A 25,640-nucleotide genomic window follows, 5' to 3' on the forward strand; every position below is an offset into this window, starting at 1 on the left:
TTTTTCAGAAAACAGGAACTACACACAGGCCGCTGTAATCGATTTTAAAGGATTTTCGTTAAATATATGTATATCTCCATTATCTTATAGTTTTTACGGCATTATAGAGGATTTGAGAGACTTTAAATTGCATGTTTATCCTCTATTAATATCTGTTTTAGAATAATTAATATGTTATAATTAGAAGTGTGGAAATAAGGAATGTATTCAGATGTTCTGGAAATGTGAGGACTTTATGCACAATTACGGATGGATGAGATTAGGAGGAGGATTATACGATTGAGCGTTACAATAATTACACTAGTCGTAGTAGCAGTATTTATAGGTGCCTTAATGAGAACCGTGTTTGGTTTTGGTGAAGCGATTGTGAGCATGCCACTGCTTGCACTGCTCCCGATTCCTATACATACCTCAGTTTCTTTGATTGGATTGGCAGGCCTCACGGTTGCCTCACTTACAGTTGTGAGTGGGTGGCGGCATATAGAACGATCTATTTTGATTCGATTAGCACTCTCAACAGTGATAGGAATTCCTGTAGGACTTGTCATGCTTTATTTAGCACCGGCAAGTGTAATTATGACTGGACTTGGTATATTTTTGATTGTTTATGGAGTTTATTCGGTGATTAAGAAGAGAATATTTAAGACGATCGATCATCCCTTGCTTAAGGCAAAAGGCTGGGTCTATCCTTTCGGATTCGCTTCGGGTGTACTTGGCGGTGCTTATAACTTTAATGGTGTCCCTGTCGTGATCTATGGTACTTTACGACAATGGAATCCGGATCGTTTTCGGGGTACGTTGCAAGCTCATTTTCTTATTTCTGGTGTACTCGTTGTAACGGGTCATGCTATCGGGGGATTGTGGACGGTGGATGCTCTTGTTCTTTATGGATATTCTATTCCAGCAATTCTCTTAGCTACGGTGCTTGGGGTATATGTGAATAAACGTATTCCTGCTAAAAAATTTGAGAGTTACTTATTTCTGATTATCATTTTACTTGGTGTCCTAATGCTAGTACCTCGCGGATAGTTGAAAAGAAATAGAAAGACGTTCTTCTCCTTAGTGTATATGAACGTCTTTTAAATTTATCCAATCTTAGGGTTGACGAAGAGCCTTGTTCATGAGAAAATGTACGCGCGTACATTAAATGAATGCGTTTTCGAATAGCGAATTGAACGAGGCTTAATGTCACTGTTCATAACCTATGAGAAGGAGGAATTTATATCGCCAGCCGTAAAGAGGTTGCCGAGCTTGCAGGTGTCTCAGAAGCCACAGTATCTCGCGTGTTAAACAATGTTGGTCCGATTAAGGAAGAAACGAAGGAACGTGTGTTGGCAGCTGCACTGAAGCTAGGCTATACCCCTAGTTCACTTGCTCAGAGCTTTGCTCGTAGACGGAGCGGGAACTTGGGTGTAGTGATGCCTTATTTGCCGAAAGCCCGCTTGTTCTCCACTTATTATTTTTCGGAAATATTAAGTGGAATAGGGAGCAAGGCGCGAGAAGAGGGTTATGATCTGTTAATGCTGTTTCGGAATGCCGAAGCGCCAATGGATTATAACGAGTTGTTTAAGATGCGGAAGATCGATGCTTGCATTGTGCTTGGCGCTAAAGAAGAGCCAGGTGAGCTAGCCTCACTCCGCCGTTTGAAGGAAGAAGACCATCCTTTTTGTCTGATTAATCAGCATTTTGCTGGGGAAGCTTTTCACGAGGTGGATGCCGATCATGTCGAAGGAAGCTGGCAAGCGGCTAAACACTTACTGGAACAAGGTTTTAAGAGGATTGCTTTTCTAAATGGGCCAGAATCTTATTCCAACAGCCGAGATCGTTTAACGGGGTATACCCGCGCTTTGGCAGAGGTGAATCTTTCTGTAGATTCTTCACTTTTGTTCGAAGGTAACTTTAGCCGGAAAAGCGGAATTATAGCTGCCAAAGAAATGTTGCCTTTGCTGAATGAGATTGATGCGATTATGGCCGCTAATGATCGGATGGCCATTGGTTTGCAGCAAGGGCTGCAGGAGCTAGGAATACCAAGGGATCGCCTGCCAGCTATTGTGGGTTATGATGATTCGGAAGCTGCGGAGCTTACCACACCTGCATTAAGCAGTGTGCGGGTTCCCTTTTACGAACTAGGTGAACTTGCCGCAGCCCAAATCATTGAATTGCTGGGAAACAATCTGGCAGAAGTACCCGCACCAGCCGTACAGATCAAATTACCGACAGAACTAGTTATACGAGCTTCATCTAAATCTATCAACACTTAGGAGGAATAAGATGAAACAGCTTCGCATTGGAATGATCGGTTATAAATTTATGGGTAAAGCCCACAGTAATGCTTATCGCAGTTTGCCTATGTTTTTCCCGAAAGCGCTTAAACCGGAAATGTCTGTAATCTGTGGACGTAATAGTGAAGCGCTTGGAGAAGCTGCATCGCAGTTAGGCTGGGCGGATTGTGTTACGGACTGGAAGGATCTGATCGCTCGAGAGGATATTGATCTTATAGATATTAATGCTCCCAGCAACGCGCATAAAGAGATAGCTTTGGCAGCAGCCAAAGCAGGTAAACATATTTTTTGTGAAAAACCACTTGCGCTGACCTTGGCGGATTCCCGTGAAATGCTGCAAGCTGCTGAAGACGCGGGAGTTACACATATGGTTGGTTTTAATTATCGCTTTTCTCCGGCAGTTCGACTGGCTAAGAAGCTCATAGAGAGTGGGCAGCTGGGAAAGATTTATCATTTTCGGGCTTGGTTTCTACAGGATTGGATAATAGATCCGGATTTCCCTTTAGTGTGGAGACTGCAGAAGGATATCGCCGGTTCAGGTTCGCATGGAGATCTGGGGGCGCATCTCATAGATTTGGCTCATTTCTTAGTAGGTGATATGAAGGAAGTAATCGGCATGAGCGAGACCTTCATAAAAGAGCGTCCGCTCGCCGCTGAAATGACTGGTTTAAGCGCTAAAGGAGATAAGGATGCACCCAAGGGTAAGGTTACCGTTGACGATGCCACCTTATTTTTAGCCCGTTTTGATAATGGTGCTCTGGGCAGCTTTGAAGCTACAAGATTCGCAGCGGGTCATCGCTCTACCAATTCTTTTGAGATCAATGGGAGTCTTGGTAGTGTGAAATTCGACTTCGAACGTATGAATGAATTAGAAGTTTATTTGACCTCGGATGCAGAGGATGTACAAGGTTTTCGCCGTGTGCTGGCGACCGATCCTGCTCATGAGTATGCAGAGGCTTGGTGGCCACCAGGTCATACGATTGGTTTTGAACATACGTTTATTCACGAAATGCTGGAGCTTTCTAACGCAATTGAAGAAGGTCGTCAGCCAGAACCAAATTTCAATGATGGAGTGAAATGCCAAGCGGTGTTAGAGGCTGTAGAACGCTCTATTGATGAACGCCGGTGGGTCGATTTATCCGAGATGTAATCTAACCTTAGAAGGAGTGCTGAAGATGAGAAAAGCATTGATTGTATGGGGCGGTTGGGAGGGTCATGAGCCTGAGCAGGTCGCTGATATATTCGCTAAAATGTTGCAAGAGGAACAGTTTGAAGTTGAAGTATCGAATACACTGGAGGCTTTTGCTGATGCAGATAAGCTTCTTGGACTAGATTTGATCGTGCCGGTATGGACAATGGGCACAATCGAGCAGGATTTTGTGAATCATGTCTCCGCAGCTGTACAGCATGGAACAGGTCTTGCCGGTTGCCATGGCGGGATGTGTGATTCTTTTCGTAATAATGCAGATTGGCAGTTTATGACGGGTGGACAATGGGTAGCTCATCCTGGGAATGACGGCGTTAACTATACCGTAGAGATTTGTCAAAGCTCAAGTCCTCTGGTAGAAGGATTAGAAGATTTCAGTGTTTGCTCAGAGCAATATTATCTGCATGTAGATCCAGCTGTTGAAGTTCTTGCTACGACTCGTTTTCCAGTAGTTGAAGGGCCTCATTCGTATAATAAGGCTGTTGATATGCCAGTAGCTTGGACAAAACGTTGGGGCTTGGGCAGAGTTTATTATAATTCACTGGGGCATCATGCGGACATTGTAGATCAGCCGCAAGTGCGTGAAATGATGCGCAGAGGATTAATATGGGCAGCTGAAGGTAAAGCGCAAGCATTATCCAATGTTTCGGGGGGTAATAATAGTTATAGTGGAATGGCAGACAGTCAATAAATTCTGGGAGCGATCAGCGAATGGATAAAGTCAAAGTTGGTATTATTGGATGCGGTAAAATCAGTAGTATCTATATGGAGAACTGTCAAAAGTTCGAGATCCTTGATCTAGTTGCATGTGCAGATTTAGATTTGGTGAGAGCACAAGAACAAGCGGATAAATACAATATTCCAAACGTCTATACCACAGAACAATTACTGAATGATCCAGAGATAGAAATCGTAATCAACTTAACGATCCCAGCTGTTCATGCGGAAGTATGCCTGAAAGCTATTGAAGCGGGTAAACATGTATACGTTGAGAAACCTCTAGCTGTGACGAGAGAAGAAGGACGCAAAGTTCTGACTGCGGCGCGGGAAAAGGGAGTACTTGTGGGCAGTGCACCGGAGACATTCTTCGGAGCGGGAATTCAAACGGTTTTGAAGCTGATAGATGAAGGAGTAATTGGCGAACCTGTTGCAGCTACTTCGTTTATGCTGGGCCGTGGACATGAGCATTGGCATCCAGATCCGGAATTTTATTATGCCGCTGGTGGAGGTCCAATGTTCGATATGGGTCCTTACTATTTGACGGCTTTGGTGCAGCTGTTGGGTCCTATTCATACGGTTAGCGGAATGACTGGGAAAGCGCTGGAAGAACGTACGATAACAAGTGAGAAGAAATTTGGGAATAAAATTCCTGTTCAAATTCCAACTCACGTAGCCGGAACCTTACGATTTGAAAATGGTGCCATTGCAACGTTGATTACAAGCTTTGATATCTTTGGCGGGAGCAACCTGCCGCATATAGAAATCTACGGAACGCTAGGAACGATTCAAGTTCCAGACCCGAATAACTTTGGGGGTCCCGTGAAACTCCGGCTTATGGGTGAGAATGAGTGGACGGAACAGCCGTTGTTGTCAGGGTATGATCAGAATACCCGCGGGATTGGACCAGCAGATATGGCTTACGCCATTCGGACGGGTAGAGAGCATCGTGCCAGTGGAGAACTGGCTTATCACGTATTAGAAGCAATGTGGGCTTTCCATGATTCTTCTGATGCTCATTCATTCTACGAAATGGAAAGCACCTGCACTCGTCCTGCGGCACTTCCAATCGGTCTTGCTCCTTATACTTTGGATTAGAGAATTCTTCCTGAATCTGCAACCTATCACTTCCGGTCTTCGTTTGAGAAGATGAAGAGTGGAGGTGTTAATAGGATGCGTAAGATAATTATTGGTTGGATATGGATTCCCGTTGTTATTTTGTTAATCAGTGGCTGTTCAGAGGCTCAACAAGCGAATAAGGAGCCGGTTCCAACTCCTGTAATTAGTTCAGAACCACAAATTTTAGCTTCTACGAACCCCGCAATGGATGATCCAGGCGCGGTTAAGACTTTCTTATCAGCTCAGAAGATTCCTAACGGAGATATTTATCTGCAAGATAACAAGGTTCATATTAATATTGTAGGTTTGAACTCGGAGATTGAGCAAAGCCTTGCTCAGACTTTCACTGCAGGTACTTATGAACTTCATGATGTGAAATATACGATGCAAGAGTTATTAGCTGCTCAAGAATTGTTGCATGAACAAGAACTATACCAGAAGCTGAATCTCTACGGCTCTGGTGTAGATACGATTGGTAATAAAGTAACTATAACCATTCCGTCAGATGATGCGGAAGCAGCTAAGCTTGAAATTGAAAAGTGGATCGATCCAAAGATGTTGACCTATGATATTTCAGAAATAGGTGATCCGCATGTAGTAGGTACAATCGTTGATATCGATACTAAACAGGCGAAGCGGATTCTAATCCTTGAACCTGGTAACGAAGATCCATCTTACTGGTTCACATTCAATGCGAAATCTGAAATGTTTAATGAAGCTGGAGAGACCATCAGCTTTAAGGATTTACAGGTTGTACAGCAGGTTAAGTTATGGAATACAGGGATGGTGCTGGAATCTTTTCCCGCGCTTGCGAGTGTGCGGAGGATGGAGCTAGCAATTACTGAATAATCTAATAGACCCGTCAACAGGTAGCAAGTGCTCCACGTATTTGAACTGTAGATGGAAAGTGAGGGTGCTCTAACCCTCACTTTTTTTAATTAGGAATAGTATACTTTTTCTACTTTATATAATGTATGCTCGATTGTTGGACAGAGATTGGCATGTACTTTGTAATATTTAACTCGAAAATATAAACTTTTCAAAAAGTTCTTTATATTATTTTTTTGTTTAAAGGCAGGAAGAAATTCTGGATTTTTCTCCACATCACCAAAACTTTGAATCCATTGCTCTACATAAGTCTGACTAAGCATTTTTCTATCTAAAACACTCATTATGGATCTTACCATTCGCTCATCTTCCCCATCGGAGTATATTCGATCTGTTATGGTCATCTTTTCGTAAACCAAATCGAGGATAGTTATGAGGTCATTTTCATCCAGTTCGGAGCATTGAGCCAATTCACCTAAAGTATCTGCTGCATGGGCTATAGCATGAGCCCAGCCTTTTTCTTCGTCATACCCCCGGTAATCCCGCTCATTTTGCACACTGCAAAATACCTTCTCTTTTATCTGATGAATTTGCTCTCTTGAGAGAAATGGTGATTCTTTATGCCTCATGAAGAGGAGTGGGATAACTAGCATAGAGAAGGATCTGGTAAAGACAGAGTCTGTATTGGTTTCGCCAAGCTTAAAATGCAAATGGTTTTTATCCAAGATAACGGGTATAAGTTGTTCCAGTCCGTTTGTAGTTAGAGAATTACCTGGGATCCAATGAGAAAAAGTTGTATAAATTAGCTCATCCCGTAGTTGGGCATCTAAAGAACCAATGTTATTTATCATTTCTTGTACCAACTGGAAGGTATCGGGAGGTGCTTGGTAATCATTTTCTTTTATGCATATCAACGTTTCTTTTAAATTCATTTTATAATCTCCTATTTTCCAGTGTGAATTATTTTCTAATACCGGATGGTGTAGTTCCTTTATATTGCTTAAACAGCTTGGTAAAATAATTAGGATTGTCGCAGCCCACTCGTCCAGCAATCTCCGTTACAGTAAAATCTGTCTCCAGCAACAGTCGTTCTGCTTCATTTACGCGGCAAAGATTAACATAATCGATGAAGGTTCGGCCGGTGAGCTTCTTAAAGGTTTTGCAGAAATGGTATGGATTTAGATTAACGGATCTCGCGGCGCTTTCAATAGTCATTTTCTCATCAAAATGGTTCTCCATGTACTCCAGCAATGGCTTAAAACGCTCACGATTGAAGGATTGACGTTCATTTGTTCTGCCAGAAACCTGCTCAGGCAAAAAGGTACGGGAGAGCAATACAAAAAGCAGATGAAGTTGATTTTTGATGATCAACTGAAATGCAGGACCTTTCTGATGCACTTCATCCACGATAGTGTTCAGAAGAGAGTAATAAGTAGAACAGGTTGGAACTAGTGCCGCTGGTTTAACTGGTAGCTGATATCGATTCTCCAAATAGGGAGCTACGAATTGTTCATGTTGAGGATCTTGCTTCCAATCTTTAAATAAAGAACTATGAAATACGACGGATATAAATCGGACATGATCATCCCGCAGACTATATCCAACATGCAAACCTCCAGAAGGAACAAACAAAACCTCTCCGGGATGCAGTTCGTAGGGCTTGCTGTCGATGTGGAAAATGGCGCTGCCTGCTTGCATGATAATGATTTCGAAATGCTCATGCCAGTGTAGAAAAAGGATGTTCTGGCCGATTTTCGCATGTCTGCATTCATTAAAAAACAATCGAAACGGATAGGTGTTTCCTTCTAATTGAGGGTATTCTTTAAGATCATTAGGATAGCTCAATATTTATTCAACTCCCACAATATACGACTATATAAACACAATATAATAAGAGTTTTAAGCTCAAATGCAGTATATACTCGGGTTATAGAACTTACTATAAACCAATATTGGAGTGGTACACAAGATGAAGGATACAATGCGTATAGGCACATTAGTTGGAGGCGGAGATGCTGTTAGAGTGATTCCGCAAATCGTAGGTCATGGCTTCGAATCTTTTAGCTTAACCTTCTGGCAGACTACAGGTGAAACAGATCTTGTGGAAACTGGTAAGCGTGTGCAAGAACTTGCGGCAAAACATGATTTTGTGATTTCATCGGTTGGCATCTTTGGCAATCCTTTGACGAATACGGGTGACAATTCCGATGCATTAGCGAGCTGGAAACGGCTTATTGATCATGCTCATGTATTTGGTACTGAAATGGTATCAGGATTCACGGGACGACTACCAGGAGTGTCCATTGATGAATCGATTCCGAAGTTTGCCGAGGTATTTGGTGAGCTGACAAAAAGAGCAGCAGATCGCGGAGTAAGAATTGCTTTTGAGAACTGTTCCATGGATGGCAATTGGACTTCTGGGGACTGGAATATCGCTCATCATCCAATAGCCTGGGAAAAGATGTTTAACGCTGTCCCTGCTGACAATATGGGACTCGAATGGGAGCCCTGCCATCAGATGGTGCAGTTGATTGACCCGATCCCACAGCTGCGCAAATGGACAGATAAGATTTTCCATGTACACGGCAAGGATGCCACCATCGCTTGGGATATTGTAAAAGAATATGGAATCCACGGCCCGAAACCTTATGTATGGCACCGTACTCCGGGTTTTGGTGATACGAACTGGACCGATGTTATCTCCATTTTGCGTCAAGCTGGTTATAAAGGCACCATTGATATTGAAGGTTGGCATGATCCTGTCTATCGGGATGAACTGGAAATGACGGGTCAAGTACATGCCTTGAATCATTTAAAACAATGCCGCGGAGGCAGCTTTGTGCCTAATCCGCTTTAATAAGTCAGGGGGAGAAATATGACAGCACAGTATCGGGTAGTAGTTGCAGGTTGCGGAGGAATGGCTAATGCATGGATTGAATACGCTTTATTGCGTCCAGATACTAAGATCGTTGCTCTAGTAGATATAAGGTTGGAGTCAGCTGAGGCGATGGCCGTGAAGCATGGGATTTCATGTCTGACGTTTACGGATATTAAGCAGGCGATACAGGAGACCGCAGCAAATCTCATCTTTGACGTTACTGTTCCAGGAAGTCATTTCAATATTTCTAGCACTGCATTGGAACTTGGATGTAATGTGTTTAGTGAGAAACCTTTAGCTGAGACTATGGAGGAATGTAATAAGATTGTTGAGATCTCGGAACGGACTGGAAACGCTCATGCGGTGATGCAGAACCGCCGTTATGATCCTCGTATTCGTTCTTTAAGAAAAATCATAGAATCAGGAACGATTGGTAGAACAGGATTTATCGGTGCAAGCTTTTTCCTTGGGGCTCATTTCGGGGGGTTCCGTGATGTTATGAAAAGTCCGTTGCTGCTGGATATGGCGATTCATACCTTCGACCAGGCCCGGTTTATTAGTGGCGCGAACCCTGTGTCCGTATACTGTCAGGAGTTTAATCCTCCCGGCTCATGGTATGAGGGGAATGCTTCGGCAGTGTGCATTTTCGAGATGTCCGACGGTTCAATATTTACCTATCAGGGATCTTGGTGTGCAGAAGGTGCATCCACGTCATGGGAAGCTTCTTGGCGGGTTAACGGGGAGAAAGGAACCGCAATCTGGGATGGTCATGAGCTGCCATATGCTGAGGTAGTTACTGCAGGAGATCAGAGTGATAAGTTCATTCGTGACGTAAAGCGTGTAAATGGTGAAAACGTTGAGATGAGTAAAACATTCCATCACGGGTGTTTGGATGAGATGTTCTTGTCATTAGCAGAGCAACGTCCTGCAGAGACGAATTGTAGAGATAATCGGTATAGTATGGCAATGGTGTTCGGAGCGCTGGAAAGTGCTGAATCTGGCCGGAAAATCGATCTAGTGGAGTTTTGAGATTGACTTCTGTTACTACAATCGCCAGCAAGGAGATCAAAATGAATATTAGAGCTTACCGAGAATCAGATCTTAGTCAAATTGTCTCATTGTTCTACGAAACAGTTCATTCCGTAAACAAACAAGACTACTCACAGGAACAGCTGGATGCTTGGGCACCTAAAGAGGAAGAGGCACTTAAGCTTAATACTTGGAGAGCTTCTTTACGTCAAAATATCACTTATGTAGCCGAAATTGATAATATTATTGTGGGCTTTTCTGATATGACAGCAGAAGGACATTTGGATCGATTATATGTTCACAAAGATTACCAAGGGCAAGGTGTAGCCTCTGCATTGGTGAATAAGTTTGAATTGAAAGCAAAAGAACAGGGTCTTTATGAAATGGATACCGAAGCAAGCATCACTGCTAAACCTTTTTTTGAACGATTGGGGTACCAGGTTATTGCGAAACAAAGTGTAGAACGAAAAGGTGTTTTGTTGGTCAATTATAGGATGAGCAAAAAAATAATGTAATTCAAAAAAAGCAGGTTGCTCATTAGAGCAGTCTGCTTTTTATGATAAGAAGGATATTCAAATTTACCCATCAATCAAGTTCATTAATGCTACAGTATCAAATCGATCCCCTTGAACTAACCATTTACCGTCCACATCAAAGAGAGTCAATATACCTTCCAAAGGTACACGTTTACTTTCTTTGTCATCCTTATCCAATAAAACAAGATCCACCGTATATTTTAACTCGACAATATCCTTTTTTTGTTCGTAAAGGTTGAATTTTAGGTTTTCCGGTTTTAAAGAAAGCTTTTGTGTATCAGCGATTTTAAATGGGATAGTTGTAATTCGGTTCGCTATAGCTTTTTCGGAAAAGTATTCTGTAAAATACGGTTTCATCTCTTCATTTCGCGCAAGAATGGATTCATCAGACATTAAATCCTCAGAAGCCTTGACGGTATATTCTACATTTTTATATTTCTCTGCGGCTTTAGTAGCATCATCTACTTCTGAACTACATCCCATAATTAACGCCAGGGAAAATAATATCATGCTTAATATCAACGGTGATTTACGCATTAGTACACCCCCAATGTATTTGATCTTGCATTATTATACTTATATTACCATGTTGTGGTTTCAAAATTTCAAGAAGAAAATGATTCAAATCCCTAAATATGGTATGGTGTAAATATGATCGTAAATTTGAGGAGATTAAACTAAAAAGTAGCATCGAAAGGATTATTAAAATGAACACAACCTTAAAATTTACTCGCGGGAATAAAGTAGGACTGATTGCTTGTTCAGATGGTGTGAGAGTAGAAAACCTAGCTAAAGTAGAGGAATTAAAAAGAGTTTTGCATTCATTTGGACTCCATGTAGTGGTGGCTAATACTTTGTTTAGAAAAGAGGGTTATTTCAGCGGCAATCCCATGGAAAGAGCAGTGGAGCTGAATCAACTATTTAAAAATACTGAAATTAGCGCGATATTCGATATTTCAGGTGGGGATTCTGCCAATCAGATCTTAGAGTACATAGACTATGAAAGCATCCGTATGAACCCCAAACCCTTTTTTGGAATGAGTGATTTGTCAGTTATTTTGAACGCTTTATTTACGGAAAATAATTCGAAATCCTATCATTATCAGTTGATGAATTTAGTGTCTTCTGATGGCGCGGAGCAGCAAAGGGCTTTTTATCGAACATTCTTCGAGGGTCAAAACGATCTTTACGATTTCCGGTATCATTGGGTTCGTGGTAACCAGATGAGCGGGATAGTAATCGGGGGGAATATTCGCTGCTTTTTGAAGCTGGCAGGGACAAGCTATTTTCCGGATCCTTGTGACAAAATATTATTGTTGGAGAGTTTAAGTGGCAGAGCTAACAAAATAGTCTCCTTTTTTGCTCAGCTCCAGCAATTGAAATATTTTGATGCTTGTGCTGGATTGATTCTAGGGTCGTTTTCAGAACTTGAGAACTTTAATGAATTCCCGATAGTAGAAGAGTATGTGAAGGAAATTAGCCATTCCGCCTCCATTCCTATCATAAAGACAGCTGAGCTTGGGCATGGCAGTAACAGTAAGTGTATTGTTGTGGGCGATAAAATCACTTTGTAAAATTCTTTATCAAATTCCTCTTGCCAGAGAACTTGGAAATGGAGTTCACTCAAGGGGATCATTAGGTCAGCGTTTACGTGTGCAATTTGGACTGCATATTTATTGAAATCAGAGCGAGTACATAATACGTTTGTAAAGTAATTTAGTAAAGTGTTTTAAAGGAGGGGTATGATGTCTACACAAGATTATCTATCAAAAGAAGAATTGAAAGATGCGATTCATATTGCCTATCAGTCTCTTGATCATGAATTTGATGGCATTGAGAACTCCCAAAGAGACAATCGTATGGAAGGGGTTGATCGTACCCCAGCAGAAATCATTGCTTATCAATTGGGCTGGTTGAATCTTGTTATGAAATGGGATAAGGATGAAAAATCAGGGTTAACCGTTATTACACCTTCACCGGATTATAAATGGAATCAACTTGGCGGATTATATCAATCGTTTTATCATACATATGCTGCCTACTCATTAGACGAGTTAAGATCTTTATTTCAAGAGACAGAACATCAGTGGCAGAACTGGATTGATTCTTTAAGTGATGAAGAACTTTTTACGCAAGGCGTGCGGAAATGGACAGGAAACAATCCAAGATGGCCAATGGTCAAATGGATTCATATTAATTCAGTAGCACCGTTTAAGACTTTTCGTTCTAAGATTCGCAAATGGAAAAAGCTTAATGTAACTAAGGAAGTATAAAAGGACGGATTATTTTTGAAGAAGATATCTATTATTGTAAGTACATTTATATTTTTGATTGCATTAAGCTCGATTATACTTGTCGTAGTAAACAACACTTCTAAACCCATTAAGAGTCCTGAGAACATTGAACTAAAAGAGTTGGCGAATGGAAACAAAATACAAGTGGACTTCACGGAGAAACCCACTGTATTCGTATTTTTCACCTCATGGTGTCCATATTGTAATGACGACGCTCCTAAGATTGTCTCATTGTATGAGAAATATAAAAATAGAGTGAACATATACGGAATCAATTTGCTTTATCAAGATGATCTTTCTGAAGTAAAACAATACGTGGCGGATTACAACATAAAGTATCCTGTTCTCCTAGATGAAACAGGTGATCTCCATAAACAATTTGGTGAACAAGCTTTTCCTGCGTTGTTTTTTATAAACTCTGATGGCAAGGTTATGGATCAAATTATTGGCTCGACTGATTTTGACGCAATTGAGAGCTCGTTTAAGATTTTCATTAAAAACTATGATTAAGGAGGTTGAAATGAATACGATCCATTTAGAGGTTTTTGCAGCAAAAGATCAATCGGATGTAGATATATTTTGGGGACTTTTTAATAGTTACATTAATGAATTATCTCTCCACGTATCTATGGGCGATGATTTTGACCTGGATTACTTTTATTCAGACGAGTATAGAGAGATCATTGAAGAGCTAAGAACAAGAGATATAAATCCTTTAAATTTGTTTCTTATACATAAGGACAGTACTGTGCTTGGATTTTTAATGTATGTTACTTATTTTGATGAGGGTGGAAAGTGTTTTTTAATGGAGTATTATATTGAACCTACGTATCGGAATTTAGGGTATGGTGAATTTGCCTATTCAATGGTCGAAAAACATGTTTATGCAGACGGTGCAAAGTATATCGAGTTAACCCCGACTAATGATGCAAATGAAAGGTTTTGGCGCAGTGTGGGGTATATGAAATCATCGGATATGGATGAGGATCATAAATACATTTATCGGAAATCACTTTGTATCTAAACCGTAAGGAGTTAATCCCTATGATCAAAAAAAGAAAGAAACTCATAATCATCACCGCATTTCTTTCATTTTTGCTTCTGATGCTGATTGTAGTCTATATAATAAATCCTCAACCTGTTATGTAGAACCAGATTTTACAGAGGTCACAACAACGATACTTTTGAACGATATTGATCCAGACGGATTTAACTTCGATGTGATCGCCCATTCAGAAATTAATAGATGGTTTGGAATCTTTGTCAGGTTTAGTGGAGCTTATTGATGGATTAAATAATGGAAAATATTTCAAAACAATCTATAAATCAATCGAATCCCAAAGCTAGGAGGTTGAGATGAAGAAATTCATTATTGTAATTCTAGCCATAATTGCTTTATTGCCATTACATGCGGTCTCCGCGGATTGGGCCGGTTCGTTTGTTGTTTATTCAGGTGACATCTACGAAATATCAGACGATGAACTCATCCCCTCCGAAGAAATCGATAAGAAGATAGGGCATGTAACTAAATATTCCGATGAGGAAGGCACGTACAGGGGAAATTTCTCGAATATTTATCCTAAAGGTACGCCCTACTACTCAATTATCAATACCGATCCAAAAGATTACATTGCTATTAAGACCCAAGAGGATATCTTTGTAAAAGCTTATAATAAAGGCCATTATCCCAATGATGAATTGGTTAAAAAAACGATTTGGATGTATTTCTTATTGGGGACATCGGTTATCGTCTTATTAATAATTTGGATAATGAAGCGGAAGAAAGCAGTGTTGTAGCTAGAACGGCGTGGTGGAAAATTCAAGTTCAAAGGGTGAATCTAGTGGAAGAAGCATCTAGTCTAATCAAAAAATTATCATGGCACACACGCGAAGAGGAAAAGGAAGATGCAATTAATAAGCTACAATATATAAAGGATGAAGCTTTGCATTTATTAGTACAACCTATATCAAAAGACTATTGGGATGGAGCGGCTGAAACAGTCATACGTTTAGGATATCCACGTGTGAAAAGCATATTGCCGGGTTTGCTTGAATGGATACAAGATTTAAATTGGCCAGGTGCGGGGGAAATAGCTGGTTTTTTACTTGAAATAGGGGATCCGATGATTCCATATGTTAAAGATGTACTAAATCAACACAGCGATGATCAAGAATGGGTGTATTGGATTTTCGAAAAATTAATTGATCATTGGAACACGAAACAAGTCCAACAGATACAAGCAGAATTAATTAAGATTTCACAGGAAAAAGCCAATGACCTATCGGCATTAAGAATCTTATTAACTCACGGTATATACGCAAAAGATGTGGTCTGTGAAATAATCCAGCACAAAAAAGATGTCCTTGTATTTGAACTCAAGGAACTTCATGATACTCATCTTGATTGTGAAGCTCTTCATAAAGAATTCTTAAATCAGCAGCCTAATGTAATTAAACAGTTTCATGAGCACAATAAAGACCGTTTTTATATATGTAATGCGATATCTAACCGCCAAGAAGTTTTAAGAGAAATAGAAATTTTTACTGCTGAGTTTCTCACTTCGTGAAGTTATCAAGCTTTATTGAAATAAATTGAAAGGAGACTAACCAATGAACAACATAAAAGTACTTCATTATGATGCTTTTTCTCCTTATCCCAACAAGGGAAATCCAGCTGGTGTAGTATTAGATGCGGCTCATTTGAGCGAAAGTGACATGCAAGCGATAGCTCATAAGGTCGGTTTTAACGAAACAGTTTTTGTAGTCTCATCAGATGTAGCTGATTTAAGGCTTAAGTATTTTACGCCAGGCCATGAGATCAATCTTTGTGGACATGCTACAATGGCATCTTTATTTGCTTTAAAAACAAAGGGGATCCTTGGTGAGGCTGGCTCGATAAAGATCGAAACAAACGTGGGGTGCTACCCATTCAATTCAGTATGGTAACTTCATGATTGAAATTGATTGTCTGGGAGAAATCTGTCCAGTACCAGTAATGATGTTAAAAAAACATCAAAAAGCCATTCAAAATGGCGAACAGGTGATTCTGGTTACTGATCATAGCTGCGCAAAAGTTTCCATCACGGATTACTGTCGTGGTTCAAATTTGAAATGTACCATCCAAGAAGTTATTAATGGGGTATGGGAGATTACGATTGAGATATAAGTTCAACACAATGTATCAATCAATGTCTTTTCTATATAACGAATTAATTGTTTCGTATCATTGTCACAACGCTGATTATGTTTTTTTACCATGTAGACATCGTTATTTACTTGGAACTGATCAATATGAATAATCTTGAGTTGTTTACTATACAACTCTTTTTTTATGGACATATAAGGCAGAAAGGCAACACCATGTCCTCTAATTGCAGCAAGCTTTACCGCCTCAAGGGAGTCCAGATTAAACAGTATGTTTAATTTAAGCTCACCCGCAGATATGTTATTTAAAGCCCTTTGCACACAATGAAGCTGTGAGGACCAGATTAACGGATATTTAGGGAGCTCATTCAGTGTGATTTTATCAGGACAAACGGTCGTACTGCTTGCCACTAGCATAACTTGATCAGAAAACACCATATTGGAGCTTAATTCAGATTTCGGGGAAGGCCCGGAAATAAAGCCAACATCACCTTCTTCAAGAAGCAAACGTTCTTCTACTAGTGACGATGCCCCTTCGTTTAGAGTGATATGGCAATTGGGAAAATGCTTTTTTACCTCATATAAGGTACATGGCAGGGCATAATTACAGACTTCTGGAATCGCATAAATAGACAGCTCATGTTGTGTTGGCTGTAAATGATTGATCTCTGTGACCATATCATCATACAATTTACAGATTTGCTCCGCATACTTCTCTGCTATAATCCCTGCTTCTGTTAGGCTGGCCCCTTTATTACTTCTCACAAAAAGCTCAGAACCCAAGGTATTCTCCCAGGATTTCAACTGCTGACTCAGTGCGGATTGGGTGATATGAGATTTCTGAGCGGCTTTAGATATACTTTTTAACGAAGCAATATCTAAAAATAATTTAAGCGTTTCCATATTCATACTTATTCCTCCTGTTGCCCGCTGTTAGTGCAAACTATAGCATACTTGATTACGCTCCATCTGTGCCATTAGTAACACTTATACAGCATAAAGAAAGCAGATAACCACAGCGCAAATAAGTATGTTACTATTTTCACATAGTCAATTACATAAAACGATGGAGGTGTTAGACTATGGGGCAAACCGTAAGTCCCGAAACGAAATCAACCCGAACCAGAGCTCCTAGAAAACCTAAAAAGAGTCAGTTGCCCATCGCGTTGCTGGTCACAGTTCTCATTATTGGGTTTGGTTTTTTCCTAGACCATTCCCACGATAAAATGGTTGTCTACCTGCTTTTCGGTATTTCGTTTGGCGTTATTTTGCAAAGATCACGTTTCTGTTTTACTGCATCACTTAGAGATCCATGTATTACAGGCAGCACATCGGTAACAAGAGCTGTACTGATAGCATTTTCTCTCGCTACGATCGGATTTACAGCCATAAAGTATCCAGCGTTCCTGGAAGGTAAACCGATTCCTGGGATGGACAATGTGGGTCAAATCAGTTTTGCTTTGATAATTGGCGCAGTATTATTCGGAATAGGCATGGTTATTGCAGGGGGTTGCGCTTCGGGTACATTGATGCGTGTAGGTGAAGGATTCACGATGCAGATGTTGTCACTTGTGTTTTTTGTCATTGGGTCACTTTGGGGATCACATGATATGGGTTGGTGGAGAGCTAACGTTATAAAGGATGCACCCACTGTATTTTTACCAGACGTCTTTGGTTGGCTTGGAGCGCTAGTTGTTCAGTTCCTGATCATTCTTCTGTTGTACATCGCTGCAGTTAAATGGCAAGAGAAAAAGATGGGAAGCGCAGATTAGTTTAAGTTATTACGTGAATATTTTCACTACTAGGAATTTTAAAAAATATAAAAGGTGGTTTTTAAGATGGCTGAATTTACACTTGATTGCCTGGGAGAAGCTTGTCCGGTACCGTTAATGAGAACAGAAAAGAAAATGACTGAACTAAATGTTGGAGACGTTCTAGTTGTTGCTATTGATCACAGCTGCGCAATGAAAAACGTACCAGAATGGGCGAGAAAACAGGGACATAATGTGGAAATCGAAGAGGTCGATGATGGCGAGTGGGAAGTTGTTATTGAGAAGGTAAAATAGGATCGCTAAGTAGGAAAGGACGGTGAATGAAACGGTGAACGAATTCTGGTTGAAGATATCGTCTAACCGCTTTTACAAGCAATTGCTCAAAGAACCGTTTACTTATGTAACTGGAGCTGTACTTCTCGCTGTGTTCGCTACAGCACATCTGGCTGTTTTCTCAAAAGGATGGGGAGTAACCAGCGCCTTCGCGGACTGGGGAGCTTGGGCGTATCGACTGGTAGGAGGAAATGTAGATAACTGGGCTTACTTTAGTACGGAGAAAGCTCAAAAAACATTATCTTCCGGATTTTTGAATGATGGTGGGTCCATTCGAAATGTAGGGATTATCTTAGGTGCATTAGCAGCGACATTGTTTGCTTCCGAGTTCAAGCTTAAGAAAATTAAGTCCAAAAAGCAGGTAGTGGCGGCTGTACTTGGTGGGTTGCTCATGGGGTACGGAGCTAGACTGGCTAATGGATGTAATATAGGTGCATTATTTACGGCTATAGCTTCTTTATCGCTTTCAGGCTGGATTTTTGGATTGTTCCTGCTGGTTGGTGCATTTATAGGCAGTAAATTATTAGCCAAATTCTTTATGTAAAAGTGAAATAGGCTGAGCTTATAGTGCTGACGAGAGTCAGCCTATTTTATTGAAATCATAGTCTACACAGGAGGGTCAATTGAAATGGAAAAGAAGACAGAACAGTATGATGTCGTCATTATCGGTGGCGGGGCTGCTGGATTAACAGCAGGGATCTATTGTGGACGAGCAAAATTGAAGACACTTCTTTTGGAAAAATCGCTGGTAGGCGGTCTTGCGACTTATACTAATGAAATAGAAAATTATCCTGGTTTTCCTGAAGGAACGACCGGAACAGATCTTATGGGATTATTTCATAAACAAGCCAAAAAATTTGGTGTTGATTTCAAAATGACAGATGTCAAATCTGTCTCGGCAGCGGAAGAGATTAAAGTAGTGGAAACCTTTCGGGTTCGATATGAATGTAAAGTCATTATCATAGCCAGTGGAGGAAAACCAAGAATTACAGGTGCAGCTAATGAAGATATGTTCTTATATGATAAAGGGATTTCCTTTTGTGCAACCTGTGACGCTGCGGCAAATACGGGGAAAACAGTTATGGTCGTTGGCAGTGGTGATGCAGCTATTGAGGAAGGGATGTTTCTGACTAAGTTTGCAGATAAAGTGATCGTATCTGTCATGCATGATCATGGGAAAATGGATTGTAATGAAATTGCCAAAACGCAGGCACTAGAAAACCCTAAAATGGAATTCATGTGGAATACGGTGGTAAGTTCTTTCGAAGGTGAGGAACGTTTGAATTCCGTCGTCCTGAAAAATTTAAAATCTAATGAACTGCAAAACGTAAAGGTCGATTCATGTTTCTTATTTATTGGATACACCCCTAACACAGAAATTTTATCAGGGGTAGTAGATCTAAATCGTAATGGATATGTACTTATTAATGAGAAAATGGAAACGAATATACCTGGGGTCTTTGCAGCAGGAGATGTGTGCGATAAGTTTCTTAAACAAGTTGCTACCGCTGTTGGCGATGGTGCCATTGCAGGGTATGGTGCAGAGAAGTATATATCTGAATGTGAGGTGTATGAGCATCAAATTCTGAATCAAGGCAAAGCATCTGTTGTTTATTTATGGAATGCCACAGATCCTTCCTGTCGGGAGTTATTGCCTCTAATTGAGGGATTTGAGCAATCCCATTCGGATGTCAGGGTCACAAAGGTAGATGTATATAAGTCACCCGGACTTGCTGCCAAGCTAGGGATAGATTCAGTTCCTTCTATTGTTTATCTGGATAATGGGAAGGTCCAAAAAGTAATTACTGAAAAGATAAATGAAGAAATACTGAGGACTCTTGCTAATTAAGGAGAAAGTCAAAGACACATGCAGATGTTATCTCTGTAGGTGTCTTTTTTTATTCAAGCTTAAGGAATATGAGACGAGCTAATGCAAGAGAGTGTCAAAGTATCAATAATAGTTGTTTTGTCATATATTTTTGAAAGCGCTTAAACCTTATGATTATTTTATAAATGTTGCAACTATAGCGGAGGGAGAAAGGACATCAATTATCTGTACATATCTTCAAAATCATCACAAGGAGGATTCACCTATGGCGAACGCAAGCGTCGCACCAGACAAGAGATCCGGACCGAATCTCAACAAGCAACGAACTAGCGGGATCAGACGCTTTTTTAAGCAAATAGATCTACAGCTTATGGTATTGCCAGCACTTGTTTTAGTTTTTATTTTTGCCTATATCCCCATGTACGGGATTCTAATTGCATTCCAGGATTACAAGTTAGGGAATAGCTTTATTAGCAGTGACTGGGTTGGCTTAAAGCACTTTATTTACTTCTTTAATGCTCCTGAATTTGAGGTGGTTATGAAAAATACAATCATCATCAGCTTACTGAAGTTTTGTTTTGGATTTCCTGCACCGATTATTTTGGCGTTAATGCTGAACGAAGTCCGTAAGATGTTCTTTAAACGAGTGATTCAGACCGTTACTTACTTGCCTCACTTCTTATCTTGGGTAGTTATCGGCTCAATGGTTACCTCGATGTTATCCGTAGATAACGGCAGTATAAATATGCTGCTTGAGAAATTGAAATTCATTGATGAACCGATCAACTTCCTTTCCATGACAGAATATTTCTGGGGCATTTTAGTTACAACCAATGTATGGAAAGAAATTGGATTTGCTTCAATCGTGTACTTAGCTGCCATTGCTGGTATTGATCCGCATTTATACGAAGCGGCTTCGATGGATGGTGCAAGTCGGTTTAAACAGATATATTTGATAACGTTGCCTTCAATTATGCCAGTTGTAATCATCTTTATGATTTTGGCAATCGGTAATCTGGTGAATGCAGGATTCGAAGATATTTTGATCCTAGCTTCCAATCCAGCTCTACGAGAAGTGTCAGATTCAGTTGATGTATATGTTGTACGTGTCGGTATAGACAATTTCAGGTACTCCTATGCGACTGCTATCGGATTGTTCAAGGCCGTGATCAGCGTGACATTACTTACCTTTGCCAACTTCATTGCCAGAAGAGCAGGGAACAGCTTGTGGTAATGAATTACTCAATATAGGGGGACCAAACTATGAAACGTATTAATATAGGAGATCGAATATTTATAGGATTCATATATGTATTTTTGACCTTACTGGCATTTTCCGCGTTTTATCCATTTTGGAATTCACTTGTTATTTCCTTTAATGAGGGGATGGATACTTCGAAAGGTGGAGTTACTTTCTGGGTCCGTGAGTTCACGCTTGAGAATTATAAGATTGTTTTTGAAGATTCTCGTCTAATGGGTGGATTCGTCATTGCTACATTGCGGACAGTAATCGGTACAGTAACAGCGATACTGGCCACTTCGATATTCGCTTATGGAATGTCGAAGCGTGAACTGATGGGTCGCAAATACTACATGATTATGTGTATCATTACTATGTATTTCGGTGGGGGACTCATTCCGTCATACATGCTTATCAGAAGTTTAGGTCTCTTCAACTCATTTTGGGTGTTTATAATTCCTGCACTGGTCAGCGTATGGAATATGATCATATTCCGGACCTTCTTTCAAGGTCTTCCACAAGGTTTAGAGGAGTCAGCAAAGATTGACGGTTGCGGATATTGGGGGACTTTTGTCCGCATCGTACTTCCTTTGTCGGGACCAGTTATAGCAACATTATCTTTGTTCACAGCAGTAAATCACTGGAATGAGTGGTTCGTAGCGAGTATTTACATTACGAAAGAGGAGTTAATGCCGATTCAGACCATCTTAAGACAGATATTGTTCTCTAATATTGCTTCAGAACAGCTGTCTAATGTAGATGCAAGCTCCATTGCTCATATTAACTCGGCTAAGAAAATAACCTCGAAGTCATTAACGATGGCTACGATCATGGTTGCAACCATTCCGATTGTATGTGTGTATCCATTCCTACAAAGATTCTTCGTTAAAGGGGTCTTGGTCGGATCATTGAAAGAGTAGGATGATAGAATGAGATTGGGTTTAGAGCGTATTGCTTTGAACATAGATTACAAATTGAAAGGGGAAAATACATTGAAGACTAAGAGAAAGATGCTTCTCGGTATGATGTCTACCTTGCTATTGACGACTTTGGTGGCGGGTTGTGGTGGCAACAATTCAAGTGCTCCGGCGGCAACTGCTGAACCAGAGAAAGAAGGAGGAACAGCGGTCAACACAGCAACTGAAGCTCCTGCGGCTGATTTGTATGAATTAGGGAAAGAACCGCTTGAAGTCTCATTCTACGGAAATTACGGTTGGTATCAAATGCCGAAATGGGGCAAAGATGCTGCTTCTAAATGGATTTTAGATAATCTGAAGATCAATGTCACAGGAATTAGCTCTGGTGGTAATAACGCTCAAAAGCTGCAAACGATGATCGTTGGTAACGAGCTGCCGGATATTGTGTGGACCGAGAAAGGTGCTGACGTAGAACGTCTTCGCCAAGCGGATATGCTAGTTCCTTTGGATGAATATATTGATAAATATCCAAACTTTAAGAAATACTTAACAGCTGGACATTTGGAATTGCTTCGTTCCCCTGATGGGAAGATCTATCAGTTGCCGAATTATTATACAACTCAACCAAACGGAAATGCCGGTTATGCTATTAATAAAAAGATTTACAAAGAGCTTGGTTCTCCTAAGCTAGAAACGACAGATGATTTGTATGCTTATTTAAATGCTGTTAAGGCAAAGTTCCCTGACGTTATTCCGTTCGAGACGGGTTTAGCGAGAGATGGTAACGGAATTGACCAGTTATTCTCCTCTTTTAAAGAGAGTAATCTGTCGTATACTAGAATATACGCCGTACCTGATGGCGATAAAATGGGTTCGATATACAAGGATGAAGGATTCCGTGAGTCAGTTGTATTTGCTGCTAAATTAATGCGTGAGAAGCTAATGACGCAGGATGCGAATACTCAAACAGAAGATCAAATTAGAGAGAAAGCGATGAATGGCAAGTTTGCTGTTATTGCGACTTTTGATCCAATGAAATTGCTCGCCACTGCTGATGAAGAGATGAAGAAGACGGATCCGGAAGCTGGATATATGTTTATTAAACCGATTTACAAAGCTGGTTTGGATCAAAGTAAGATTACTCCAGGAACGTATAATCAGTTAGGTTGGAACGTTGCTACAATCACTAAAAACGCTAAAAATCCAGAGGCTGTATTCGCTATGCTTGACTGGATGACAGGACCAGAAGGTTCTATGGTTCTTAACTGGGGTCCTCCAGGACCAGAAGGGTATTGGGATGGATTTGAAGCAGATGGACTTACTCCTAAATTTAATAAAGATAAATATCTGAATGAGCCAGAAGCTCTGTCCGAAATTAACGGAAAAGCCGGTGACTTGGTATGGGTAGGTAATACTGTTTTCTTGGATAATACAAAGAAAATGATGTTGCAAACCCTTCCAGCTGACAAGATTGACTTTAGTAACCGTTGGCAGATGGAAGTAACTTGGGCTTCGCAAGGTGACTTTACGGAGTTCCTGAATTGGGATCCGGCTCCAGACAGTGAAGAAGGGATTATCAGACAAAGTGTCAGAGATATCTGGTTAACAGCAAGAGCAAAATCGATGTATGCGAAGACTGATGCAGAAGCATTAGCAATTCTTGATAAAGCACATGAAGATTCTATCAAGGTTGGCTATGAGAAATTCCTTGATTATGTAACAAAAGTATGGACAGAAAATAAGAAAGCTTTAGGTAAATAATAATTTGTAATACGAAGGTTTGCTATTTAGCAAGCCTTCGTTTTTACGTCCCATTTCTTGTACTCATTGTTTTATCAGCTGTTAGGGAAGAGAATGAATGGTATACTGAAAAAGATTGGTTAGTAGAATTCAGCTGGTTGGATTAAAACATTTCAAAGGGGGATTGTGTTGATGTACAACGTATTATTAGTAGACGATGAGATGCTTGATCTTGAAGGCATGAGACAATTCATTCCTTGGAATGAACTGGGTATGCAGGTCGTGGAGGCAGCGAATAACGCGTTTACGGCATGCGATATTTTAGAACAGCATGTTATTGATATTATTGTTAGTGATGTGAATATGCCGAATATGTCGGGTCTAGAGCTGGCTCGGATTGCCATAGAGAAAAAAAACGATATACGTGTGATTTTTGTAAGCGGTTACCAGGATTTCAGCTATGTGAAACAGGCGCTTTCACTAAAAGCATATAGCTATGTCCTTAAGCCAATGGATGACAAGGAACTTATTGCTGCACTACAGAAAGTAAAGCAGGATTTAGATGATGAAAGTAAACGGCGTGACGTTGAAGAAGCTTATCAGCATATGATTCCTATGGCCAAAAATGATTTGTTGATCCGCTTATTTGAAGGGGAATGGGAGGGGGACACTCAAGCTGGAATGTTAAAGCTTATGAAGTCCTACGGTCTGGATAAGCTGGAATGGCCTATACGTGTGGCGGTTTTGGAGCTGGATTATTTCAACTGGTTGCAAGAACAGGATAATCTAACTAAACATCTAATGTCCAAGGACTTTCTGTATGAAGTGAATACTATTGCTCAGAAGCACGGTATGCCACATTGCTATAAGGTATCTTCTTATCGAATCGCGTTGTTGATTAACGAACAGGAGATGGAGAAGTTTATTGAAGAAATTTATGAGTCAATTCGCACAAAATTTCCTGTCACTATGACCGTAGGGGTAGGGAAGCCTACATTTGCTATGGACCAGGTCCACACCTCCTATCGGCAAGCTATGGAAGCCGTTGACGGAAAGATGTTTCTCGGCAAGGGCAAACTAATTATGTATGAAACGGTTAGCAGCGAACCTGGAATGATTGATGCCCGTACGTTGGATGCCCGTATGGATACACTTTTTAAAGCGATGAAAGAATATGAGTTAGTCCTTATTTATGACGAGATCGATAAGCTGTTTAAATCCGTGAGTAGTTTAAGATCTAAATTCACGATTCATAATCTAGCCATGTATATTATATGGAAGCTGGATCAGCAGTTGAAAGAGGTTAGTGAGGATTTATTTGAAATCTTAGGTATGGAGTTACATAGTTTAGATATTTTGCTTCAATTCGATACGATCAGTGATATACGCTCTTGGCTTGTACTCAAAACGTTTGAAATATCCGAGTATCTACGCAGTAAAACAGAGTCAGTGAACAATAAACTGATTAGAGAAATTATGCAAATGATGAAGGATAAGATGAGCGAGAATTTTACGTTAAAGGATATTGCACAGCAGTTCTCTTTCTCACCCAACTATTTGGGATATCTATTTAAGGAGGAGACTGGGAAAACGTTCAGCGAAGTACTCATTCAGCTGCGAATGGAACAAGCCGGCAAGCTTTTGAAAGATCCGAAGTGTAAAATCTATGAAATCGCGAGCCAGGTAGGTTACCGTTATCTTCCTTACTTCAGCAGACAATTCAAAGAAGCCTATGGTATGACACCTATGGAATATCGTAAGCGGGAGAAGTGATGG

The 25,640-nt window shown here is 40.4% G+C and carries 28 protein-coding genes and 1 pseudogene; 25 read left to right on the forward strand and 4 right to left on the reverse strand.

Annotation, left to right across the window (positions count from 1 at the left end):
- Window positions 1-279: 279 nt before the first annotated feature.
- The 6 genes from NSQ55_RS13670 to NSQ55_RS13695 all read left to right on the forward strand — a co-directional run bounded on the left by NSQ55_RS13670 (window position 280) and on the right by NSQ55_RS13695 (window position 6,174).
- Window positions 280-1,029 carry a sulfite exporter TauE/SafE family protein gene (locus NSQ55_RS13670; RefSeq protein WP_339173964.1) on the forward strand — a complete coding sequence of 250 codons (750 nt, stop codon included), beginning with the start codon at window positions 280-282 and terminating at the stop codon, window positions 1,027-1,029.
- 188 nt (window positions 1,030-1,217) lie between these two features.
- Window positions 1,218-2,261 carry a LacI family DNA-binding transcriptional regulator gene (locus NSQ55_RS13675; protein WP_076194330.1) on the forward strand — a complete coding sequence of 348 codons (1,044 nt, stop codon included), beginning with the start codon at window positions 1,218-1,220 and terminating at the stop codon, window positions 2,259-2,261.
- A gap of 10 nt (window positions 2,262-2,271) precedes the next feature.
- A complete protein-coding gene (locus NSQ55_RS13680) occupies window positions 2,272-3,432 on the forward strand; it encodes a Gfo/Idh/MocA family oxidoreductase (protein WP_339173966.1) in 1,161 nt (386 codons plus the stop codon).
- Between the two features lie 25 nt (window positions 3,433-3,457).
- A complete protein-coding gene (locus NSQ55_RS13685) occupies window positions 3,458-4,180 on the forward strand; it encodes a ThuA domain-containing protein (protein ID WP_339173969.1) in 723 nt (240 codons plus the stop codon).
- A 20-nt stretch (window positions 4,181-4,200) separates the two neighbouring features.
- Window positions 4,201-5,304: a Gfo/Idh/MocA family oxidoreductase gene (locus tag NSQ55_RS13690; RefSeq protein ID WP_076185988.1), complete on the forward strand. Its 1,104-nt coding sequence runs from the start codon at window positions 4,201-4,203 to the stop codon at window positions 5,302-5,304.
- A gap of 75 nt (window positions 5,305-5,379) precedes the next feature.
- Window positions 5,380-6,174, forward strand: coding sequence for a hypothetical protein (locus NSQ55_RS13695; protein ID WP_339173974.1), 795 nt, complete (start codon window positions 5,380-5,382; stop codon window positions 6,172-6,174).
- An 89-nt stretch (window positions 6,175-6,263) separates the two neighbouring features.
- Here the strand turns inward: NSQ55_RS13695 and NSQ55_RS13700 are convergent, their stop codons facing one another.
- The gene (locus tag NSQ55_RS13700) at window positions 6,264-7,085 is read right to left on the reverse strand and encodes a DUF2785 domain-containing protein (RefSeq protein ID WP_339173977.1); all 822 of its coding nucleotides are present in this window, start codon (window positions 7,083-7,085) and stop codon (window positions 6,264-6,266) included.
- A gap of 28 nt (window positions 7,086-7,113) precedes the next feature.
- Window positions 7,114-7,998 (reverse strand): AraC family transcriptional regulator, encoded by an 885-nt coding sequence (locus tag NSQ55_RS13705; RefSeq protein ID WP_076185982.1) that lies wholly within the window; start codon window positions 7,996-7,998, stop codon window positions 7,114-7,116.
- A gap of 124 nt (window positions 7,999-8,122) precedes the next feature.
- Here NSQ55_RS13705 and NSQ55_RS13710 point away from each other — a divergent pair, with 124 nt between their 5' ends.
- The 3 genes from NSQ55_RS13710 to NSQ55_RS13720 are packed head-to-tail and all read left to right on the forward strand — an operon-like array spanning window position 8,123 to window position 10,575.
- On the forward strand, window positions 8,123-9,010 hold the full coding sequence (locus NSQ55_RS13710; RefSeq protein WP_339173980.1) for a sugar phosphate isomerase/epimerase: 888 nt from the start codon (window positions 8,123-8,125) through the stop codon (window positions 9,008-9,010).
- A gap of 18 nt (window positions 9,011-9,028) precedes the next feature.
- Window positions 9,029-10,060: a Gfo/Idh/MocA family oxidoreductase gene (locus NSQ55_RS13715; protein ID WP_076129304.1), complete on the forward strand. Its 1,032-nt coding sequence runs from the start codon at window positions 9,029-9,031 to the stop codon at window positions 10,058-10,060.
- Between the two features lie 41 nt (window positions 10,061-10,101).
- A complete protein-coding gene (locus NSQ55_RS13720) occupies window positions 10,102-10,575 on the forward strand; it encodes a GNAT family N-acetyltransferase (protein ID WP_076194362.1) in 474 nt (157 codons plus the stop codon).
- Between the two features lie 63 nt (window positions 10,576-10,638).
- Here the strand turns inward: NSQ55_RS13720 and NSQ55_RS13725 are convergent, their stop codons facing one another.
- A complete protein-coding gene (locus NSQ55_RS13725) occupies window positions 10,639-11,133 on the reverse strand; it encodes a hypothetical protein (protein WP_339173986.1) in 495 nt (164 codons plus the stop codon).
- 170 nt (window positions 11,134-11,303) lie between these two features.
- Here NSQ55_RS13725 and NSQ55_RS13730 point away from each other — a divergent pair, with 170 nt between their 5' ends.
- From NSQ55_RS13730 to NSQ55_RS13765, 8 genes and pseudogenes are all read left to right on the forward strand, one after another.
- Window positions 11,304-12,170: a S66 peptidase family protein gene (locus tag NSQ55_RS13730; protein ID WP_248548187.1), complete on the forward strand. Its 867-nt coding sequence runs from the start codon at window positions 11,304-11,306 to the stop codon at window positions 12,168-12,170.
- A gap of 171 nt (window positions 12,171-12,341) precedes the next feature.
- Window positions 12,342-12,869, forward strand: a complete 528-nt coding sequence (locus tag NSQ55_RS13735; RefSeq protein ID WP_076275707.1) for a ClbS/DfsB family four-helix bundle protein — start codon at window positions 12,342-12,344, stop codon at window positions 12,867-12,869.
- A gap of 15 nt (window positions 12,870-12,884) precedes the next feature.
- Window positions 12,885-13,400 (forward strand): TlpA disulfide reductase family protein, encoded by a 516-nt coding sequence (locus NSQ55_RS13740; protein ID WP_076185973.1) that lies wholly within the window; start codon window positions 12,885-12,887, stop codon window positions 13,398-13,400.
- A gap of 10 nt (window positions 13,401-13,410) precedes the next feature.
- The gene (locus NSQ55_RS13745) at window positions 13,411-13,914 is read left to right on the forward strand and encodes a GNAT family N-acetyltransferase (protein WP_339173991.1); all 504 of its coding nucleotides are present in this window, start codon (window positions 13,411-13,413) and stop codon (window positions 13,912-13,914) included.
- A 332-nt stretch (window positions 13,915-14,246) separates the two neighbouring features.
- The gene (locus NSQ55_RS13750) at window positions 14,247-14,687 is read left to right on the forward strand and encodes a hypothetical protein (RefSeq protein WP_175618980.1); all 441 of its coding nucleotides are present in this window, start codon (window positions 14,247-14,249) and stop codon (window positions 14,685-14,687) included.
- A gap of 44 nt (window positions 14,688-14,731) precedes the next feature.
- Entirely contained in the window at window positions 14,732-15,457 is a 726-nt protein-coding gene (locus NSQ55_RS13755) for a DUF5071 domain-containing protein (protein ID WP_339173994.1), read from the forward strand.
- A 43-nt stretch (window positions 15,458-15,500) separates the two neighbouring features.
- Window positions 15,501-15,809 (forward strand): annotated as a pseudogene (locus NSQ55_RS13760) (PhzF family phenazine biosynthesis isomerase); the annotation flags it as partial.
- Window positions 15,810-15,840: 31 nt separating this feature from the next.
- The gene (locus NSQ55_RS13765; RefSeq protein WP_339173995.1) at window positions 15,841-16,056 is read left to right on the forward strand and encodes a sulfurtransferase TusA family protein; all 216 of its coding nucleotides are present in this window, start codon (window positions 15,841-15,843) and stop codon (window positions 16,054-16,056) included.
- 2 nt (window positions 16,057-16,058) lie between these two features.
- Here the strand turns inward: NSQ55_RS13765 and NSQ55_RS13770 are convergent, their stop codons facing one another.
- Window positions 16,059-16,943 carry a LysR family transcriptional regulator gene (locus NSQ55_RS13770; protein ID WP_076135116.1) on the reverse strand — a complete coding sequence of 295 codons (885 nt, stop codon included), beginning with the start codon at window positions 16,941-16,943 and terminating at the stop codon, window positions 16,059-16,061.
- A gap of 173 nt (window positions 16,944-17,116) precedes the next feature.
- Here NSQ55_RS13770 and NSQ55_RS13775 point away from each other — a divergent pair, with 173 nt between their 5' ends.
- The 8 genes from NSQ55_RS13775 to NSQ55_RS13810 all read left to right on the forward strand — a co-directional run bounded on the left by NSQ55_RS13775 (window position 17,117) and on the right by NSQ55_RS13810 (window position 25,637).
- A complete protein-coding gene (locus tag NSQ55_RS13775; protein WP_076135115.1) occupies window positions 17,117-17,806 on the forward strand; it encodes a YeeE/YedE thiosulfate transporter family protein in 690 nt (229 codons plus the stop codon).
- 66 nt (window positions 17,807-17,872) lie between these two features.
- Window positions 17,873-18,100, forward strand: a complete 228-nt coding sequence (locus NSQ55_RS13780; RefSeq protein ID WP_076129313.1) for a sulfurtransferase TusA family protein — start codon at window positions 17,873-17,875, stop codon at window positions 18,098-18,100.
- A 22-nt stretch (window positions 18,101-18,122) separates the two neighbouring features.
- Entirely contained in the window at window positions 18,123-18,683 is a 561-nt protein-coding gene (locus tag NSQ55_RS13785; protein WP_232061338.1) for a YeeE/YedE thiosulfate transporter family protein, read from the forward strand.
- 84 nt (window positions 18,684-18,767) lie between these two features.
- Entirely contained in the window at window positions 18,768-19,988 is a 1,221-nt protein-coding gene (locus NSQ55_RS13790) for an FAD-dependent oxidoreductase (RefSeq protein ID WP_076185964.1), read from the forward strand.
- Between the two features lie 244 nt (window positions 19,989-20,232).
- The gene (locus NSQ55_RS13795; RefSeq protein ID WP_076129315.1) at window positions 20,233-21,201 is read left to right on the forward strand and encodes an ABC transporter permease subunit; all 969 of its coding nucleotides are present in this window, start codon (window positions 20,233-20,235) and stop codon (window positions 21,199-21,201) included.
- A gap of 29 nt (window positions 21,202-21,230) precedes the next feature.
- Window positions 21,231-22,127 (forward strand): carbohydrate ABC transporter permease, encoded by an 897-nt coding sequence (locus NSQ55_RS13800; RefSeq protein ID WP_036678249.1) that lies wholly within the window; start codon window positions 21,231-21,233, stop codon window positions 22,125-22,127.
- 72 nt (window positions 22,128-22,199) lie between these two features.
- A complete protein-coding gene (locus NSQ55_RS13805) occupies window positions 22,200-23,885 on the forward strand; it encodes an extracellular solute-binding protein (RefSeq protein WP_175617374.1) in 1,686 nt (561 codons plus the stop codon).
- 171 nt (window positions 23,886-24,056) lie between these two features.
- Entirely contained in the window at window positions 24,057-25,637 is a 1,581-nt protein-coding gene (locus NSQ55_RS13810) for a response regulator (RefSeq protein WP_076185961.1), read from the forward strand.
- The last annotated feature ends 3 nt before the right edge of the window (window positions 25,638-25,640 follow it).

The organism is Paenibacillus sp. FSL H7-0943 (assembly GCF_037963265.1).
Classification (GTDB): Bacteria; Bacillota; Bacilli; order Paenibacillales; family Paenibacillaceae; genus Paenibacillus_AQ; species Paenibacillus_AQ odorifer.